9 protein-coding genes are annotated in these 17,017 nt (G+C 71.6%); 8 read left to right on the top strand and 1 reads right to left on the bottom strand.

Going from position 1 to position 17,017, the window contains the following annotated elements:
• Window positions 1-48: 48 nt before the first annotated feature.
• The 7 genes from ACZ6NZ_RS16965 (at window position 49) to miaB (ending at window position 14,580) form a co-directional block, all read left to right on the top strand.
• Window positions 49-2,325 (top strand): FxsB family cyclophane-forming radical SAM/SPASM peptide maturase, encoded by a 2,277-nt coding sequence (locus ACZ6NZ_RS16965; protein ID WP_465858929.1) that lies wholly within the window; start codon window positions 49-51, stop codon window positions 2,323-2,325.
• Complete coding sequence (locus ACZ6NZ_RS16960) at window positions 2,309-3,133, top strand: AAC(3) family N-acetyltransferase (protein ID WP_465858928.1); 825 nt, start codon at window positions 2,309-2,311, stop codon at window positions 3,131-3,133. The genes ACZ6NZ_RS16965 and ACZ6NZ_RS16960 overlap by 17 nt, the downstream gene beginning before the upstream one ends.
• A gap of 205 nt (window positions 3,134-3,338) precedes the next feature.
• Complete coding sequence (locus ACZ6NZ_RS16955; RefSeq protein ID WP_465858927.1) at window positions 3,339-4,004, top strand: TIR-like protein FxsC; 666 nt, start codon at window positions 3,339-3,341, stop codon at window positions 4,002-4,004.
• On the top strand, window positions 4,001-5,245 hold the full coding sequence (locus tag ACZ6NZ_RS16950) for a TIR-like protein FxsC (protein WP_465858926.1): 1,245 nt from the start codon (window positions 4,001-4,003) through the stop codon (window positions 5,243-5,245). The genes ACZ6NZ_RS16955 and ACZ6NZ_RS16950 overlap by 4 nt, the downstream gene beginning before the upstream one ends.
• Window positions 5,235-9,095: an FxSxx-COOH system tetratricopeptide repeat protein gene (gene fxsT, locus ACZ6NZ_RS16945; protein WP_465858925.1), complete on the top strand. Its 3,861-nt coding sequence runs from the start codon at window positions 5,235-5,237 to the stop codon at window positions 9,093-9,095. Before ACZ6NZ_RS16950 ends, fxsT (ACZ6NZ_RS16945) begins: the two co-directional genes overlap by 11 nt.
• A gap of 48 nt (window positions 9,096-9,143) precedes the next feature.
• Window positions 9,144-13,004 (top strand): FxSxx-COOH system tetratricopeptide repeat protein, encoded by a 3,861-nt coding sequence (gene fxsT, locus ACZ6NZ_RS16940; protein ID WP_465858924.1) that lies wholly within the window; start codon window positions 9,144-9,146, stop codon window positions 13,002-13,004.
• Window positions 13,005-13,086: 82 nt separating this feature from the next.
• Window positions 13,087-14,580: a tRNA (N6-isopentenyl adenosine(37)-C2)-methylthiotransferase MiaB gene (miaB, locus tag ACZ6NZ_RS16935; protein WP_465858923.1), complete on the top strand. Its 1,494-nt coding sequence runs from the start codon at window positions 13,087-13,089 to the stop codon at window positions 14,578-14,580.
• Between the two features lie 39 nt (window positions 14,581-14,619).
• Here miaB and ACZ6NZ_RS16930 read toward each other — a convergent pair whose 3' ends face one another.
• Complete coding sequence (locus ACZ6NZ_RS16930) at window positions 14,620-15,981, bottom strand: pectate lyase family protein (protein ID WP_465858922.1); 1,362 nt, start codon at window positions 15,979-15,981, stop codon at window positions 14,620-14,622.
• An 840-nt stretch (window positions 15,982-16,821) separates the two neighbouring features.
• On the opposite strand from ACZ6NZ_RS16930, the gene ACZ6NZ_RS16925 reads away from it, so the two are divergent.
• The coding region (locus ACZ6NZ_RS16925; protein WP_465858921.1) for a hypothetical protein at window positions 16,822-17,017 on the top strand (196 nt) is incomplete at its 3' end.

The following is a 17,017-nucleotide window of genomic DNA, read 5'->3' as shown; positions in this document are numbered from 1 at the left end:
CGGTGTGGTCCCTCCGGAGATGGACCATGCCGACGGATCAGCCAGTTCGTGCTGAAGGTGCACAGCCGGTGCGACCTGAGCTGCGACCACTGTTATGTCTACCAGCACGCCGACCAGACCTGGCGTGGTCGCCCGGTGCGGATGCCGCTGGCCACGGTTCGGGCCGTCGCGCGGCGGATCGCCGAGCACGCCCGCGAGCACGCGTTGCCGGTCGTGCACGTGGTGCTGCACGGCGGCGAGCCGTTGCTGCTGGGGGCCGCGGGACTACGGGAGGTGCTGGCCGAACTGCGCGCGGCGATCACCCCCTGGACGCGACTCGACCTGCGCATGCAGACCAACGGCGTGCTGCTCGACGAGGAGCTGTGCCGGCTGTTCGTTGAGTACGAGGTGCGGGTCGGTGTGTCCCTCGACGGCGACCGGGCCGCCAACGACCGCCATCGGGTCTTCGCCCACGGCGGGAGCAGCCACGAGCAGGTCCGCCGGGCGTTGGCCCTGCTCCGTCGACCGGAGCACCGCGCCAGCTACGCCGGCATCCTCTGCACGATCGACGTCCGCAACGATCCCGACCGGGTGTACGAGGCGCTGCTGGCCGAGAGCCCGCCCCGGGTCGACCTGTTGCTTCCCCACGCCACCTGGGACCATCCGCCGCAGCGGCCCGGCCCGGAGTCGACCCCGTACGCGGACTGGCTGGGGCGGATCCACCGCCGGTGGGTGGACGACGGTCGGCCGATGTCGATCCGGATGTTCGAGGCGCTGCGCCCGGGTGGCGGCGGCACCGAGGCGTTCGGCCTCGCACCAGCCGACGTGCTGGTCGTCGAGGCGGACGGGACCTGGGAGCAGGCCGACTCACTGAAGACCGCGTACCACGGCGCGGCCGGCACCGGGTTCGACGTGTTCGACCACTCGGTGGACGAGGTCACGCGGCACCCCGGGGTAGCGGTCCGGCAGGACGGCGTGGCCGGGCTCAGCGCGACCTGTCGGGCCTGCCCGGTGGTCGACCGGTGCGGCGGCGGCCTGTACGCGCACCGGTGGCGGACCGGCTCCGGCTTCGACAACCCCTCGGTGTACTGCGCCGACCTGCTGCGCCTGATCGACATCGTGGACGCCTACCCGCCGCCCACCCCGCCGGTCCCGGTCGACGGGTCGACCACCTCACCCGTCGATGAGTTGCTGGACGACCTGGCGACCGGGCACGGGTCGGCGTCGACGCTCGCGCTGCTCGCCGCCACCCAGCTCTCCATCACCCGGGCGCTGCTGGCGGCCTCGCAGGGCGGATCAGGCACCACGCCCGCCTGGGAACTGCTCGTCCACGTCGACCAGTCCGCGCCGGAGGCGGTCCGCGCGGCCCTGGCGCACCCCTTCGTCCGGCCGGCGCTGGTGCGTCGCCTCCACTCGTCGGCCCCGCCCGGCCTCGGCCCGGCAGTCGACCCACTGCCGGCGCTGGCCGTCGCCGCGGCGCTGCGGGCCGGTCTCCCGGCCGCGTTGCGCGTGCCGGTGCGGGCCGACACGATCACGCTCCCCGCTCTCGGCAGCCTGGTGCTGCCCGGTCTGGGGGACAGCGCCGAGGTGACCGTCCGACCCGGCGAGTTCCGGGTCCGGGGCGGGTCGGTCCAGCAGACGGTGCTCCTCGATCCGATGGCGCCGCCGTCGACCGGATGGTTTCCGACCCGGGACGTGTCCGTGCCCGGTGGCCGGCTGCTCATCGAGGACGGTGATCCGTACCGTGACTGCTACGGCCAGCCGGTCGAGTCCCGCCTGGACGGTCCGGCGGCGCGGGCGTTGGGGCGTACCCTGGCGCAGGCCTGGCGGGTCGTGCACCGGGACGTGCCGGCGCACGGGGCGGCGCTCGACGGCGGCCTGCGTGCCGTCGTGCCACTGGCGCCCGACCCGGCGCGACCCCTGCGAAGCGCCACCGCCCGGCACGCGTTCGGCGCTGTCGCCGTCACACCCCACCCCGACCCGGAGACGATGGCGGTGCTGCTCGTGCACGAGTGGCAGCACGCGAAGCTGGGTGCGGTGCTCGACCTGTACGACCTGGTCGAACCCGGCCAGGATGCCCGGATCCGGGTGCCCTGGCGCCCCGACCCGAGGCCACCGGAGGGCGTCCTCCAGGGCGTCTACGCCCACCTCGCGGTCACCCAGGTCTGGCAGTCCCGGGCGGTCACCGACGGCGGCGACGCGTCGGCGCACGCCGCGCACTTCCTGGCGTGGACCCGGGATGGTGCGGACGCGCTGCTGGCCAGCCGGTCGCTCACCGTGGCGGGTGAGCGGTTCGTCGGTCGGCTGCGCCACGCCTTGGAGGAGACCCGTGTCGGGGCCGGCTGAGCGTCTGCCGTCCACAGTGGGTCGCCGCCGCCTCGCCGGCGACCTGCGGACGTTGGGCGTCGACCCAGGTGCCTGCCTGCTGGTGCACTGTGGCCTCCGTCGGGTGGGTCCGCTGGAGCGCGGCCCGGCGACCCTCGCCGGCGCGCTGCGCGACGTCCTCGGCCCGGCCGGCACGCTGCTGGTGCCCACCCAGACCGACGGCAACTCGACCACCTCCCGGGCCCACCTGGCGGCCGTCGCCGGGATGGGCCCGGCGCAGCGCGAGCGGTACGAGGCGGCGCTGCCGGGCTGGGACCGCCGGACCACGCCGTCGCAGCGGATGGGGGCGCTCGCCGAGTACGTCCGGTGTGCCCCCGGTGCGGTGCGCAGCGACCATCCGCAGACCTCGTTCGCCGCGCTCGGCCCGCGGGCCCGGCAGCTCACCGACGGCCATGACCTCACCTGCCACCTCGGGGAGCGCTCACCGATTGGTGAGCTCTACGCGGCGGACGGGCAGATCCTGCTGCTCGGCCTGGGCTACGAGGCGTGCAGCGCACTGCACCTGGCCGAGTACCGGCTGCCGGTGCCGCCGCCCGAGCGTGACTATCGCTGCTTCCGGCTTGTCGACGGACGGCGGGTCCGCCTCGACTTCCGAGCTCTCGACCTGGACGACGGGGACTTCCCGGCGGTTGGTGCCGCGCTCGACCAGACGCCGTTGGTGCGGCACGGTCGGGTCGGGCGGGCAAGCGCGCGGCTGCTGTCGGTGCGTGCCGCGGTGGACTTCGCGATCGACTGGTTCACCGTGCACCGTCTGGCGGTGCGCCGCTGAACCGGGGAGGGCAGCGTCGGATGTGCGACACCGGCGGTCTCGTCCGATTCCTCAGGCTCGATGAAGACCCGTGGGGCGCGCTGCCGATACCCGCCACAGTGGCCTTCGTCGTAGAGTGACGAGGCGGCAACCGGGTCGGTCCTCGGCATTGACGAACGCCTTAGGCTGAAACTCCGGTCGCTTTCCGGACGGCGGAGGAACGACGGTGAGCGAAGCGGTGGCAGTCGCTGATACGCGAACCCCGCTGTTCTTCGTGAGCTATTCACGTCCGCAGATCCGGCGCGCCGGTAACACCCCCCATGAATATCTCTCGCGGTTTTTCGACGACCTCTCCACCCATGTCAGCGAGCTGGTCGGTCTGCCGACCGGGGTCGACCCCGGTTTCATGGACAGCTCACTGGGCGGCGGTGAGCGCTGGACCCCCGAGTTGTTGCGCGCCGCCGGGACCTGCCAGGTGTTCATTCCGCTGGTGTCCAGCTCGTTCATCAGCAGCACGTGGTGCGCCATGGAATGGCACGCCTTCGCGCGGCGTCAGATCGAACCCCGCGTCCCGGGTAGCTCCGCGCACGAGACGGCGATCGTGCCCGTCAACTGGTCACCGACCACCGAAGGGTCACTGCCGCCGAGCATTCGAGCCATCCAACGGTTCTCGCCGACCGCGTTACCTGATGACAACACCGTCGCGCGCCAGTACGAGCAGGAGGGGGTCTACGGCTTGCTGACCATGCAACGGGAGCAGGCGTACCGCGCGGTGGTGTGGCGTCTCGCCCAGCGGGTGGTGGCGATCCATCGGGCCTATCACGTCCACCCGCTGGTGCCGGCGGGCATCGATGAGCTGCGCACGCTCTTCACCGAGGAGGCAGCCGCATGACGCCGCTCACCGCCCAGGGGCGGGCGCCGACTCGCCAGACCTACTTTTTCCTGAGTTACGCGCATTCCGCGCCGCTGCTGGGTGCCCGCACCGACACCGACGTCTGGGTCGACCGGTTCTTCGCGGATCTGTCGGGTGAGGTGGGTCGGCTGGTGTCCCCGCGACCGGGGGTGGAGATCGGCTTCATCGACCAGTCCATCCCCCCGGGCGCCGACGTGAAGGCGGCCCTGGCGGACGCTCTCGGCGCGGCCCAGGTGTTCGTGCCGCTCTACTCTCCGGGCTACTTCAGCCGATCATGGGCGCTGGGCGAGCAGGAGTCCTTCCTCACCCGGCTGCTCCGCGCGGCCGGCGAGCCGGAATCCCAGGTCGTGCCGGCCGACCACGTGGCGCCGGTCCTCTGGATCCCGGTGCCCAGTTGGGAGGAGCATCCCCAACTCGACGCGGCACTGGATCTGGGTCGGGACGTGCCCGAGTACGCCGAGAACGGGATGCGTGCGCTCTGCATGCTCGGCGCGTACCAGCAGCCGTACCGGATCCTGCTCAGGCGGCTGGCCCGGCGGATCGTGGAGCCCACCCAACGCAGCTGGCTGCGTCCGTCCCAAGCGCCCGCCCTGGAGGTGTCGCGGCGGATCGCGGCCAACCCGGACTTCGTGGTGACGGTGCTGGCCCCCACCCGGGACCGGCCGCCCGAGGGTCGCGAGGCGTCCTGGTACGCGGAGCGCAGCCGGCTCTGGCGTCCCTTCGGGGCGCGGCAGGAGCTTCCGGTGGCCGAGTACGCCGCGAGCATCGCCGAGCGGCTCGGACTGTCGGTGCACACGAGTGACTTCGCCGACGCCGGGGACCTGCTCGAGATCCGCCCCGGCGCGCTTCTGATCGACCCGTGGTTCACCGAGCTTCCCGGCGGCGTACCCGCTCTGCGGGCCGCCGCGCGGGCGCTGCCGCCGTGGGTGGTCCCGCTCGTGGTGACCGACGCCGACGACCCGCGCGACGCGCACCGCGGCGCCGACCTGGCGCGGCTGGTCCTGGGCGTACTGCAGGACGCGGGCGCGACGCGAGCGCGGTGGGTCGGGCGGACGGACGAGTTCGCGGGGCTGATGCCGACAGTGGTGACCGAGGCCCGGCGGCTCTACCTGAAGCACGGCGCGGTGTTCCCGGCACCGGGGCCGGTCACCCGGCCGCCCAGCCTTCGCAACCCGGCCCCGTCATCGTTCGAAGCCCCGGAGATGCCCGATGAGCACTGAGCGCGACGGTCAGATAGTCACCTTCTACTCGTTCAAGGGCGGAACGGGCCGGACGATGGCGCTGGCCAACGTCGCGTGGATCCTCGCCGCCAACGGCAAGCGGGTGCTGGTCACCGACTGGGACCTGGAATCGCCCGGGCTGCACCGCTTCTTCCACCCCTTCCTGGACGTGTCGACGATCGGCGGTACGGCCGGGGTCGTCGACCTGATCCGGGACTACGAGTCGGAGACCATCCGCGAGGCGGTACGGCCGGAGGGCTGGGTCGAGCAGTTCGCCCGGGTCAACCGGTACGCCTTCTCGCTGGCCTGGGAGTTTCCCGGCGGTGGCGGGCTGAACTTCCTCTCCGCCGGCCGGCAGAACAGCGATTACGCCGTTTCGGTGAACGGGCTGGACTGGGACACCTTCTACCACCGGTTGGGCGGTGCGCAGTTCTTCGAAGCCCTCCGCGAGGACATGAAGCGGGAGTACGACTACACCTTGATCGACAGCCGGACGGGCCTCAGCGACGTCGCCGACATCTGCACCCTGCACCTGCCGGACACGCTGGTGGACTGCTTCACCCTCAGCGACCAGGGCATCGACGGCGCCGCTCAGGTCGCCAGAACCGTCGCCGTGCACCCCTCGCGCCGCGGCATCCGGATCCTGCCGGTGCCGATGCGGGTCGACCAGGCGGAGAAGGAGAAAGCCGACGCTGGGCGCGCGCTGGCGATGCACCGCTTCGCCGGTCTGCCCACCGGAATGACGGAGGAGGATCGGCGCCGCTACTGGGCTGCGGTGGAGGTGCCGTACCGGCCGTTCTACGCGTACGAGGAGACGTTGGCGACCTTCGGCGACACGCCGGGCTCGCCCACGTCGCTGCTGGCGGCCTTCGAGACGTTGACCGCGCAGTTGACCAACGGCGAGGTGCACGCGATGCCGCCGATGGACGAGTCGGTGCGCGAGCGGGAGAAGGCCCGGTTCCGGCGTCGCCACAAGCTCCCCGGCGACGACCTCATGCTCCGCTACGCGCCGGAGGACGCGGTCTGGGCGGAATGGATCGAGCGGGTGCTCAGCTCGGCGCAGATTCGCGTCGTCGACGCAACCCAGCCGATCGAGAGCGGCACCCGCGTGCCGGCCCGGACGCTGACCATTCTCTCCCCGGCCTACGTGGCACTGCCTCCCGCCGCGCTGCCCCCGCGGGACCCGACCGTCGACACCACGCCGCTCGCGGTCTACGTGAGCGAACTGCGGCCACTCGCGGAGTTCGCGGTGGCCTCCTCCACCCAACTGGTCAACATCACCGCGGCGACCGCCGCCGAGCGGCTACTGCGGCTGGTGGGGGGCCCGTTACCGCTGCGCCTCGAAGGTCAGGCGGACGGTGGCCTGCGTTTCCCGGCCGCCGAGCCGGCCGTCTTCGAGGCCCCGAACCGCAACGCGCGGTTCACCGGGCGGGAGAATGAGCTGGCCCTCCTGCGTCAACGCCTGACCGGCCCGGTTGCCGTACCGGTCGCGTTGCAGGGGATGGGTGGGGTCGGCAAGACCGAGCTCGCCCTGGAGTACGCGCATCGGTTCAAGTCCGCCTACGACGCGGTCCTGTGGATTTCCGCCGGCGCGACGGAGTCGGTCGGCGCCGACGTGGAGAGGTCGCTGGCGGCCTTCGCCGACCGGCTCGGCGTCGGTGGCAACCCGGACCAGGCGGAGAGCGCCCGCGCGGTGCTGGAGGCGCTGGGGCGGGGTGAACCCGGGCGGTGGCTGTTGGTGATCGACAACGCCGAGGAGATCGACCCGTTCAAACGATTCCTGCCGCGCGGCGGGCACGTGTTGCTCACCTCGCGCAATCAGGGTTGGGGGGAACGGGCCACGCTGATCCAGGTCGACGTCTTCGCCCGCAAGGAGAGCGTCGCCCACCTGCAACGGCGGGTGCCCACCCTCACCGAGCAGGAGGCGGACCGGATCGCCGACGCGCTCGGGGACCTGGCGGTCGCGGTGGCCACCGCCGGCGCGTACCTGGCCGACACCGGTACCTCGGTCGACGCGTACCTGGAGCAGATCGAGCGGCAGGGCCCCAGCGCCCTCTCCGTGGAGGCCACCTGGGATCTGTCGTTGGCGCGGCTGCGCGACCGGTTCCCGGGGGCCTACCGGCTGTTGCAGCTCTGCTCGGTGCTGGCCCCCGAGATAGACCTGGGTCTGCTCTACAACGACGAGATGGTGAAGACGCTGGCGCCGTTCGATTCCGCGGTGTCGGAGCCCATGATGATCGGGCGGCTGGTCCAGCGGATCAACCGGTCGGCGCTTCTCACGATGAACATGTCCGAGCAGCGGATCCTGGTGCACCGGTTGCTCCAGGCGGTGGTCCGGGGCGGGATGACCCCGGACGAGATCGCCGACACCCGACACCGGGCGCACCTGGTGCTGGGCAAGGCGTGGCCCGGCGGTGACGCCGACGATCCGCGTACCTGGGACAGGTTCCGCAGGCTCTGGCCGCACATCGAGGCCTCCGGCGCGATGGGCAGCAAGGACGAGTCGGTACGGGAGTTGATGATCGACCGGGTGCGGTATCTCTGGCGTCAGGGAGAACTCGACGCGGCGAACGTGTTCGCCAAGGAGGTCGACGCGGTCTGGTCGAAGCGGCGGGACCGCCTCTACGGCACCGAGGAACTCGCCACGTTGCGTCGGCAGTTGCTGCACCTGCGCTTCAACCGTGCGAACGTGCTGCGGGCACTCGCCCACTACGTCGAGGCCTACGACCTGGACCAGGAGACTCTCGAAGCGCAGCGGGCGCTACTGGGTGACAGGCATTCGCACACCCTGATGACCGCGGGCAGCCTGGGTGCGGATCTGCGGGCCCTCGGCCGCTACAGCGACGCGATCGAGCGTGATCAGGAGACCTACGACGCGTGGAGTGAGGAGTTCGGCGAATACCATCCGCGCACGCTCTTCGCGGCCAACAACCTCGCCCACTCCTATCGCCTGGTGGGCGACTTCCGCTCCGCGCGCAGTCGGGACGAGGCGGTGTTCCAGCTCCGCCGGCAGGTGCTCGGCCCGGAACATCCGTACACGGTGCACTCGGCCGCGCAGCTCGCACGTGACCTGCGAGAGGCCGGTGAGTACGCCAACTCGGCCAAGATGCTGCGCACGGTGCGCGAACAACTCACCAGCCTGAAGGAGATCGGCAGCGAGGCGGGGGACACGCTGAACGCTCAGGTCAGTCTCGCGGTGTCGCTGCGGAGCGCGGGCCAGTTGGCGGAGGCAGCCGGCCTGCTCGACGCGGCGTACCCGGTACTCGAGGAGAAGTTCGGGCGGGACAATCCCGAAACGCTGATCTGCCAGGCGGCACTGGTCGCGAATCTGCTGGCACTCGGCGAGACCGAACGCGCGGTGGCCGAGGCGACGCAGGTGGCGAGGATCTACGAGCAGCGGCTTGGGGCCGCTCATCCGCACACCCTTGGCGCGCTCAGCAACCTCGCCGTGGCGCAGCGGGCCGTGGGCCGGGCCGCCGAGGCCCGCGCGACGGCCGAACGGGCGGCCGGCGCGCTGCGCGAGGCGCTCGGTCCGGACCACCCGCACACCCTCGCCGCTGAGGAGAACCTCGGCATCTGCCTCGCCGAGGAGGGGGACCGGGACGCCGCACTCGACCACCTTCGCGCAACCGCCGAGCGTTGGCTGGCGGCGTCCGGTGCGCGCCATCCGGACACCCTGCGGTGCCAGGCGAATCTGGCACTCGTTCTGCGCGAGAACGTGGGCGACCGGCCGCCGACGGCCGCCCCGGTCGTCTCGTTGGGCGAGGTCGTCGGGGCCGACCACCCGGGCGTGCGGGCGCTGCGGGACGGGCGTCTGGTCGCCCGGATCATCGACCCGCACCCGTTCTGATCCCACCCGACACCAGGCCGGCCCACCGCGTCCCCACGGAGCATGCCGATGAGAAACGATCGCGCAGGCCAGATCGTCACCTTCTACTCGTTCAAGGGCGGCACGGGTCGGACGATGGCGCTGGCCAACGTGGCCTGGATCCTGGCGGCCAGCGGTCGGCGGGTGCTGGTCGTCGACTGGGACCTCGAGTCCCCGGGTCTGCACCGCTTCTTCCATCCGTTCCTCGACGCCGAGGCGATCCAGGACACCAGCGGCGTGATCGACATGATTCGCGGCTACGAGTGGGAGAGCAGCCGGGTCGACGACCGGCCGGATCGCTGGGTGGAGCAGTACGCCCGGGTCGAGGGGCTCGGCTTCTCGCTGCGCTGGGACTTTCCCGGCGGCGGTGGTCTCGACTTTCTCTCCGCCGGCCGGCAGAACAGCGACTACGCCGTCTCGCTGAGCGGGCTGGACTGGGACAACTTCTACAACCGGCTGGGTGGGGCGCGGTTCTTCGAGGCGCTGCGGGCGGACATGAAGCGCCAGTACGACTTCACCCTGATCGACAGCAGGGTGGGGCTCAGCGACGTCGCCGACATCTGCACCCTGCACCTGCCGGACACCCTTGTCGACTGTTTCACCCTCAGCGACCAGGGCATCGAGGGAGCGGCCCGGGTGGCGCACTCGGTCCGGGACCGGTACCGGCGGCGCGACATCCGGGTCCTGCCGGTGCCGATGCGGGTCGACCCGGCCGAGAAGGAGCGGGCCGAGGCGGGTCGCCTGCTGGCCATGCGCCGGTTCGCCGGCCTGCCGGCGGGGATGACCGAGTCGGAACGGCGGCGGTACTGGGCGACTGTCGAGGTGCCGTACCGACCGTTCTACGCGTACGAGGAGAAGCTGGCGACCTTCTGTGATCCGCCCGGCTCGCCGACGTCGCTGCTGGCCGCGTACGAGACGTTGACCGGGATCCTCACCGACGGCGCGGTGACCGCGCTGCCGGTGATGGACGAGTCGGTGCGGGAGCGGGGCAAGACCCGTTTCCGCCGCCGCACCGAGGCGAACGACGACCAGGTCGTGCTCCGGTACGCGCCGGAGGACGCCATCTGGGCCGAGTGGCTGGAGCGGGTGCTCAGCTCGGCCGGGCTGCGGGTGGTGGAGCCCATGGCCGCCGCCGGCGTCCCCGCCCCGCGCACGCTGACAGTGGTCTCACCGGCCTACGTGGCGACATCGTCCGGCGCTCTGCCCGACCGGGACCCGAGCACCGGCTCCGCGGCCCTGGCCGTGTACGTCACCGACCTGCGCCCGCTGGCCGAGTTCCCATCGCAGAATTCGACCAACCTCGTCAACGTGAGCGCCGCGACCGCCGTGGAACGGGTGTCGCGGCTGGTCGGCCGGCCGGTGCCGTCGTCGGCGGACGGCCCGGCGGGCGGGAGTGCCCGCTTCCCCGGCACCGAGCCGTTGGTCTTCAACGCCCCCCACCGGAACGCGCGCTTCACCGGCCGGGAGGGCGACCTGGCCCGACTGCGCGCCCAGTTGCAGAGCGGCGGCAGCGCGGTGGTGCTGCCGGTCGCCCTGCAGGGCATGGGTGGCGTCGGCAAGACGCAGGTGGCTTTGGAGTACGTGCACCGGTTCAAGGCCGCGTACGACGTGGTCTGGTGGATCACGGCGGACCCGCCGCAGTTCGTCGACGTCCAGCTCGCCGACCTCGCCGCTCGTCTCGGCATCCCCGTCGGGCCCACCCTGCCCGACACGGTCCGGATGGTGCTGGAGGTGCTCGGCCGTGGCGAGCCGTGCGAGCGGTGGCTCATCGTGTTCGACAACGCCGAAGAGCTCGACCAGATCGAGTTCTTCCTGCCGCACGGCCCCGGGCACGTCCTGCTGACCTCCCGCAACAGCGCCTGGGGTGACCGGGCGAACCCGGTCCAGGTGGACGTCTTCCACCGCACCGAGAGCGTGGCGCACCTCGCCCAGCGGATGCCCACGATCAGCGCCGACGAGGCCGACCGGGTCGCCGAGGCGCTCGGCGACCTGCCGATCGCGGTGGCCGCGGCGGGCGCCTGGCTCGCCGACACCGGCACGTCGGTCGCCGACTACCGGCGACAGATCGAGCGGCACGGCCCCAGCGCGCTCTCCGTGGCGGCGACCTGGGACCTGTCCCTGAACCGGCTGCTCGACCAGGCACCGGCCGCGTACCGGCTGTTGCAGCTCTGCTCGGTGTTGGCCCCGGAGATCGCCCTCGACCTCATCTACAGCGACGAGATGGCGGCGGCCCTCGTGCCGTTCGACCCGTCGGTGTCGGAGCGGACCGTGCGCGGCGCCCTGGTCCAGCAGATCAACCGCCTGGCACTGCTGAAACTGGACGTCCAGGGCGGTCGGGTCCAGGTGCACCGGCTGTTGCAGGCGGTGGTCCGCGACCGGATGACCGACGACGAGATCGACGCCGCCCGGCACCAGGTGCACCTGGTGCTGGCCGCGTCCCGACCCCGTGGCGACGTGGACGACCCGAGCAACTGGGCCCGGCTGCGCATGCTCTGGCCGCACCTGGCGGTCTCCGCGGCGCTGACCTGCCCCGACGAGTCGGTGTGCCAGCTGCTGATCGACCGCGTCCGCTATCTGTGGCAGCGCGGTGGTCTGGATCATGCCGACGTGTTCAGCCAGGAGGTGGACGACACCTGGAGCGCCAGGCTCGGGGACACGCACGATGAGGCCGAGGTGTCGGCGCTGAGCCGCCACCTGCTGCACCTGCGGTTCAACCGGGCGAACATCCTGCGCAGCCTGGGCCGGTTCAACGAGGCGCGGGACCTGGACGAGGCGGTGCTGGCCGAGCAGCACCGCCTGCTGGGCCCGCTGCACCCGCACAGCCTGATGACCGCCGGCAACCTCGGTGGTGACCTGCGGGCGCTCGGCCACTACGCCGAGGCCCTGGAACGGGACCGCTCCACCTACGCCTCCTGGTTGCAGGTGTTCGGCGAGGATCACCCCAGGACGTTGAGCGCGGCTCACAACCTTGCCGTCTCGTACCGATTGGTCGGCGACCACCGGTCCGCCCGTCGATGGGACGACGAGGTGCACCAGCGGCGGCGGCTGGTGCTCGGCCCCACCCATCCCTACACGCTCGTTTCCGCCATGTGCCTCGGCGTGGACCTGCGGGATGCGGGCGAGTACGAGAGGTCGGCCACCCTGCTGCGCACGGTGTACGACACGTACTGCGAGGTGCTCGGGCCGGACGACGGCCAGACGCTGGTGGCGCAGGTCAACCTGGCGGTGTCCCTGCGCAGCTCCGGGCGGGGCAGCGAGGCCGCGCCGATGTTCGAGACGGCCTACCGCGGGCTCGACGAACGCTTCGGGCCGGACAACCCGGACACGGTGGCATGCCGATCGAGCCGCGCGGCGAACCTGGTGGCCGTCGGCGACGCGGCCCGGGCGCTGACCGAGATGACCGCCGTGCGGGTGGCGTTCGAGGAGCACTTCGAACTCGGCCCGGAGCACCCGCACGTCCTGACGACGCTGAGCAACATCTCGGCGGCGAAGCGCGCGCTCGGGCGCAGATCGGACGCGCTCGCGTCGGCGACCCGGGCGGCCGGCGAGTTGCGCAAGGTGCTCGGGCCGGACCACCCGTACACCCTCGCGGCGGAGGTCAACCAGGCGGTGTGCCTCGCCGAGGAGGGGGACGCGGAGTCGGCGCGGGACCGGCTGCGGGAGACCGCAGCGCGGCTGGCCGCGACAATCGGCGCGGACCATCCCGACACGCTGCGCTGCCGCGGCGATCTCGCCCTGGCGGCGAGGCAGGCCGGCGAAGGCCCCGCCACCGAGGACGTCGGCGTCGTGGTCGATCGACTGGCCGAGGTGATCGGCCCGGAACACCCCAGCGTGCAGACCCTGCGCGAAGGGCGGTTCGTGGTCCGGGTGATCGACGCGCACGTGTTCTGATCGGAGGCGGACAACGCCGCTCGGAGGTCCCCCCGGGCCGGGCCGCTACCCTGGTAGCCCGAGGGGAAGGGGCACCAACAGGGTGGCTAGGACCTACAACGTCGTCACGTACGGCTGCCAGATGAACGTGCACGACTCCGAACGCATCTCCGGCCTGCTTGAGCAGGCGGGATACGAGCGCGCACCCGCTGGCGACGACACCCCGGACATCGTGGTCTTCAACACCTGCGCGGTGCGGGAGAACGCGGACAACCGGCTCTACGGCAACCTCGGTCGGCTGCGCCCGGTGAAGGACAAGCATCCCGGAATGCAGATCGCGGTCGGCGGCTGCCTGGCCCAGAAGGACCGGGGCGACATCGTCCGCAAGGCCCCCTGGGTGGACGTGGTCTTCGGCACCCACAACATCGGCGCGCTGCCGGTGCTGCTGGAGCGGGCCCGGCACAACGCCGCCGCCGAGGTGGAGATCCTGGAGTCCCTCGACGTCTTCCCGTCCACGCTCCCCACCCGCCGCGAGTCCACGTACGCCGGTTGGGTGTCGATCTCGGTGGGCTGCAACAACACCTGCACGTTCTGCATCGTGCCGGCGCTGCGCGGCAAGGAGAAGGACCGTCGCCCCGGCGACATCCTCTCCGAGGTGCGCGCCCTGGTGGACGAGGGCGTACTGGAGGTGACCCTGCTCGGGCAGAACGTCAACTCGTACGGCGTGGAGTTCGGCGACCGGTACGCGTTCGGCAAGCTGCTGCGGGCCTGCGGCGACATCGACGGGTTGGAGCGGGTGCGGTTCACCAGCCCGCACCCGAAGGACTTCACCGACGACGTGATCGCCGCGATGGCCGAGACGCCGAACGTCTGCCACTCGCTGCACATGCCGTTGCAGTCCGGCTCCGACGACGTGCTGAAGGCGATGCGCCGGTCCTACCGCTCCGAGCGCTACCTGGGGATCATCGAGAAGGTCCGCACGGCGATGCCGGACGCGGCGATCACCACCGACATCATCGTCGGCTTCCCCGGTGAGACCGAGGCCGACTTCCAGCGCACCCTGGACGTGGTCCGGGAGGCCCGGTTCTCCTCGGCCTTCACCTTCCAGTATTCGAAGCGGCCCGGCACCCCCGCCGCGACGATGGACGACCAGCTACCCAAGCAGGTGGTGCAGGAGCGCTACGAGCGGTTGATCGCCTGCGTCGAGGAGATCACCTGGGCGGAGAACAAGCGCCTCGTCGGCGAGACCGTCGAGGTGCTGGTCGCGGTCGGCGAGGGCCGGAAGGACGAGCGGACCGGTCGGATGTCCGGTCGGGCCCGCGACGGTCGACTGGTGCACTTCGCGACCGAGACCGCCGACGGGGAGTCCCTCGCCGGTCAGATCCGGCCCGGCGACATCGTGCACACCACTGTCACGTACGCCGCGCCGCACCACCTGAACGCCGACGGCGCGCCGGTGGCGCACCGTCGCACCCGGGCCGGTGACGCGGCCGAGGCGGGGCGCTCCCCGCGTACCCCTGGGGTGTTGCTCGGTCTGCCGACGATCGGCGCACCGCCGGTCGTGGCTGCCCCCGCCGCTGGCTGCGCCGCCCACTGACCGCACGGAGGGGCCCCTGGCCGAGGGGCCCCTCCGCGGTCAGACGGTGATCTTGCCGGCGCCGGCGCCCGCCGTCACGATGGACTTGACGTTGCTCGCGGTGTCCAGCTGGTACGAGTACGGGATGCTGGCCACGCTGCCGCCGGCCTGACCGGTGGGCGAGTTGACGAAGTGGTTGTTGCGGGCGACCAGGCTGCCGGGCCCGGAGTCGCCCTCACCACGGTGGTACGGGTCGTCGACGTTCTCGAAGTAGTTGCCCTCGACGAGCACGCCGGCGTTCTCGGTGGACGCGACGCCGTAGCCGCCGTTGGCCCGGTAGTAGTTGTTGTAGACGTGCACCGGGTTGCCGAAGCGCACCCGGGGGTTGCGCTGGTTGCTGCCGTCGAACCAGTTGTGGTGGTAGCTCACCCGCAGGTGACCGACGTCCTGGCTGGCGTTGTCGTCGCTGTGACCGAGCAGCATGGTCTTGTCGTGGCTGAAGACCCGGTTCCACGAGACGGTGACGAAGTCCGAGCCGCGCTTGATGTCGACGGCGCCGTCGTACCCGTTGCTGAAGCTGTTGTGGTCGATCCAGATGTTGGTGGCCGACTCCTGCACGTTGATCGCGTCGTCGTCCCAGTTGCGGAAGGTCAGGTTGCGGATGATCACGTTGCGGTCACCGTTGATGTTGAATCCGCAGCCGACGATCGTCGCCCCGTAGTTGCCGATGATGGTCTTGTTGGACCGCACCCGCAGCATCCCCGAGCAGGTGATCGTCCCGGTCACCCGGATGACTGCGGCACCGGTGGCGTTCAGCGCGCTGGTCAGGCCCGAGGCGTTGCTGACGGTGGTCGTGGCGGCGCTGCCGCCGCCGGTGGTGCCGCCGTTCTGGGTGGCCCAGCCGACCAGCGCCGACGGCTGCTGGCCGGGCGGGGGAGTGCTCGTCGGCGGCGGGGTGGTCGGCGGTGGGGTGGTCGGCGGTGGGGTGGTCGGTGTGGTGCTGCCGGTGCAGGCGACATTGTTCAGGCTGAAGCTGCTCGGAGCCGGGTTGCTGGAATTGTTCCAGCTCGCGTTGAAGCCGAACGAGGCGCTGGCGTTCGTCGCCAGGCTGCCGTTGTAGTCGACGTTCGTCGCGGAGACCTGGCTGCCGCTCTGCGTGACGGTAGCGCCCCACGCCTGGCTGGTCTGCTGACCGGCCCCGTACGACCAGCGCAGCGTCCACCCGGAGACCGGGTCGCCGAGGTTGGTGACCGTGACGTTGCCGGTGAATCCGCCCGGCCACTGGCTGGCGACCGAGTAGGCCACCTGGCAACCGGCGGCCGCCTGGGCGGACACGGAGGTCAGGAGCCCGGCGGTGACCAGGGTGGCGGTGGCCGCGGCAGTGGTGGCGATCAGCGTCATTCGACGCCGTCCTGTGCGCATGCTGCTTCCTTTCGATGAGGCGGGCGGAGGTGTCGCGACGCCCATGCCCGTGGGCGGCGAATCTCGGCCGGGACCAGTGGTCCTCGGGCCCGCCGGTGCAGGTTCGTGAAGGAGAGCGGCTCCCGCGCTCGCACCCACCAACGAAGAGGCAAGCGCTTTCCCGATAAGAACATAGAAGAATCTGAATGTAAATGGCCGGGATGGCCGATGCGCGGCGCACCGGTCGTCCCGGCCTTGCGCGTGCCTGCCGTCCCGGCCTCGGCGTGCCGGTCGTTGCGTGTCTGCCGTCCCGGCGTTGCGTGTCTGCCGTCCCGGTCGTGGCGTGTCTGCCGTCCCGGTCGTGGCGTGTCTGCCGTCCCGGCCGCGGCGTGCCGCCTGTTTCGGTGGATCAACAGCCGGTGCCGTTGAGCTTTACGGTGCCCGGCGCGCTCGCGGTGCCGTTGGCGGTGAAGCCCACGGTGACCGACCCGCCCGCCGGCAGGGACGGAGCGTGGCTCGGAGCCGCCGCGGTCACCGTCGTACCGGCGGCATGGCGCGGCACTGCCCGCGCCGGGCGTCCGTCACTACGCGCTCCCCAGCGCATGATCGTGCTCCAACCTGGATGTAGTGGCCTCCCGGCGCCAGGTGGCCACTACATCCTGGATCGAGCATGACCTTGACGAGCGCGGACGCCCCAAGCCCCGGCTCCCGGGCGCGGATGCCCCAGGCCCCGGCTCCCGGGCGCGGACGCCCCAAACCTCACCCCCGGTCTCCAAGGACCCCTGCTGATCGTCAAGATCCGCGCAACATCAGGGATGTTGCTGTCTCCCGCGTGGCCGAGGCAGCACCATCCGGGAAACTGTGCGGATCTTGGCCCGCTGGCGGTGGCCCGCTGGCGGTGGCCCGCTGGCGGTGGCCCGCTGGCGGTGGCCCGCTGGCGGTGGCCCGCTGGCGGTGGCCTGCTGGCGGTGGCCTGCTGGCGGTGGCCTGCTGGCGGTGGCCTGCTGGCGGTGGCCTGCTGGCGGTGGCCTGCTGGCGGTGGCCTGCTGGCGGTGGC

It is taken from the genome of Micromonospora sp. NPDC047756, from assembly GCF_055587245.1.
The sequence above is the reverse complement of the archived record's forward strand: the minus strand, read 5'-3'. Positions and strand labels throughout refer to the sequence as shown.

Bases quoted from the DNA above. Each gene is read 5' to 3' on its own strand.
- ACZ6NZ_RS16950 (WP_465858926.1), top strand. From the start codon at position 4,001: ATGACGCCGCTCACCGCCCAGGGGCGGGCGCCGACTCGCCAGACCTAC.
- fxsT (WP_465858925.1), top strand. From the start codon at position 5,235: ATGAGCACTGAGCGCGACGGTCAGATAGTCACCTTCTACTCGTTCAAG.
- fxsT (WP_465858924.1), top strand. From the start codon at position 9,144: ATGAGAAACGATCGCGCAGGCCAGATCGTCACCTTCTACTCGTTCAAG.
- ACZ6NZ_RS16930 (WP_465858922.1), bottom strand. From the start codon at position 15,981: ATGCGCACAGGACGGCGTCGAATGACGCTGATCGCCACCACTGCCGCG.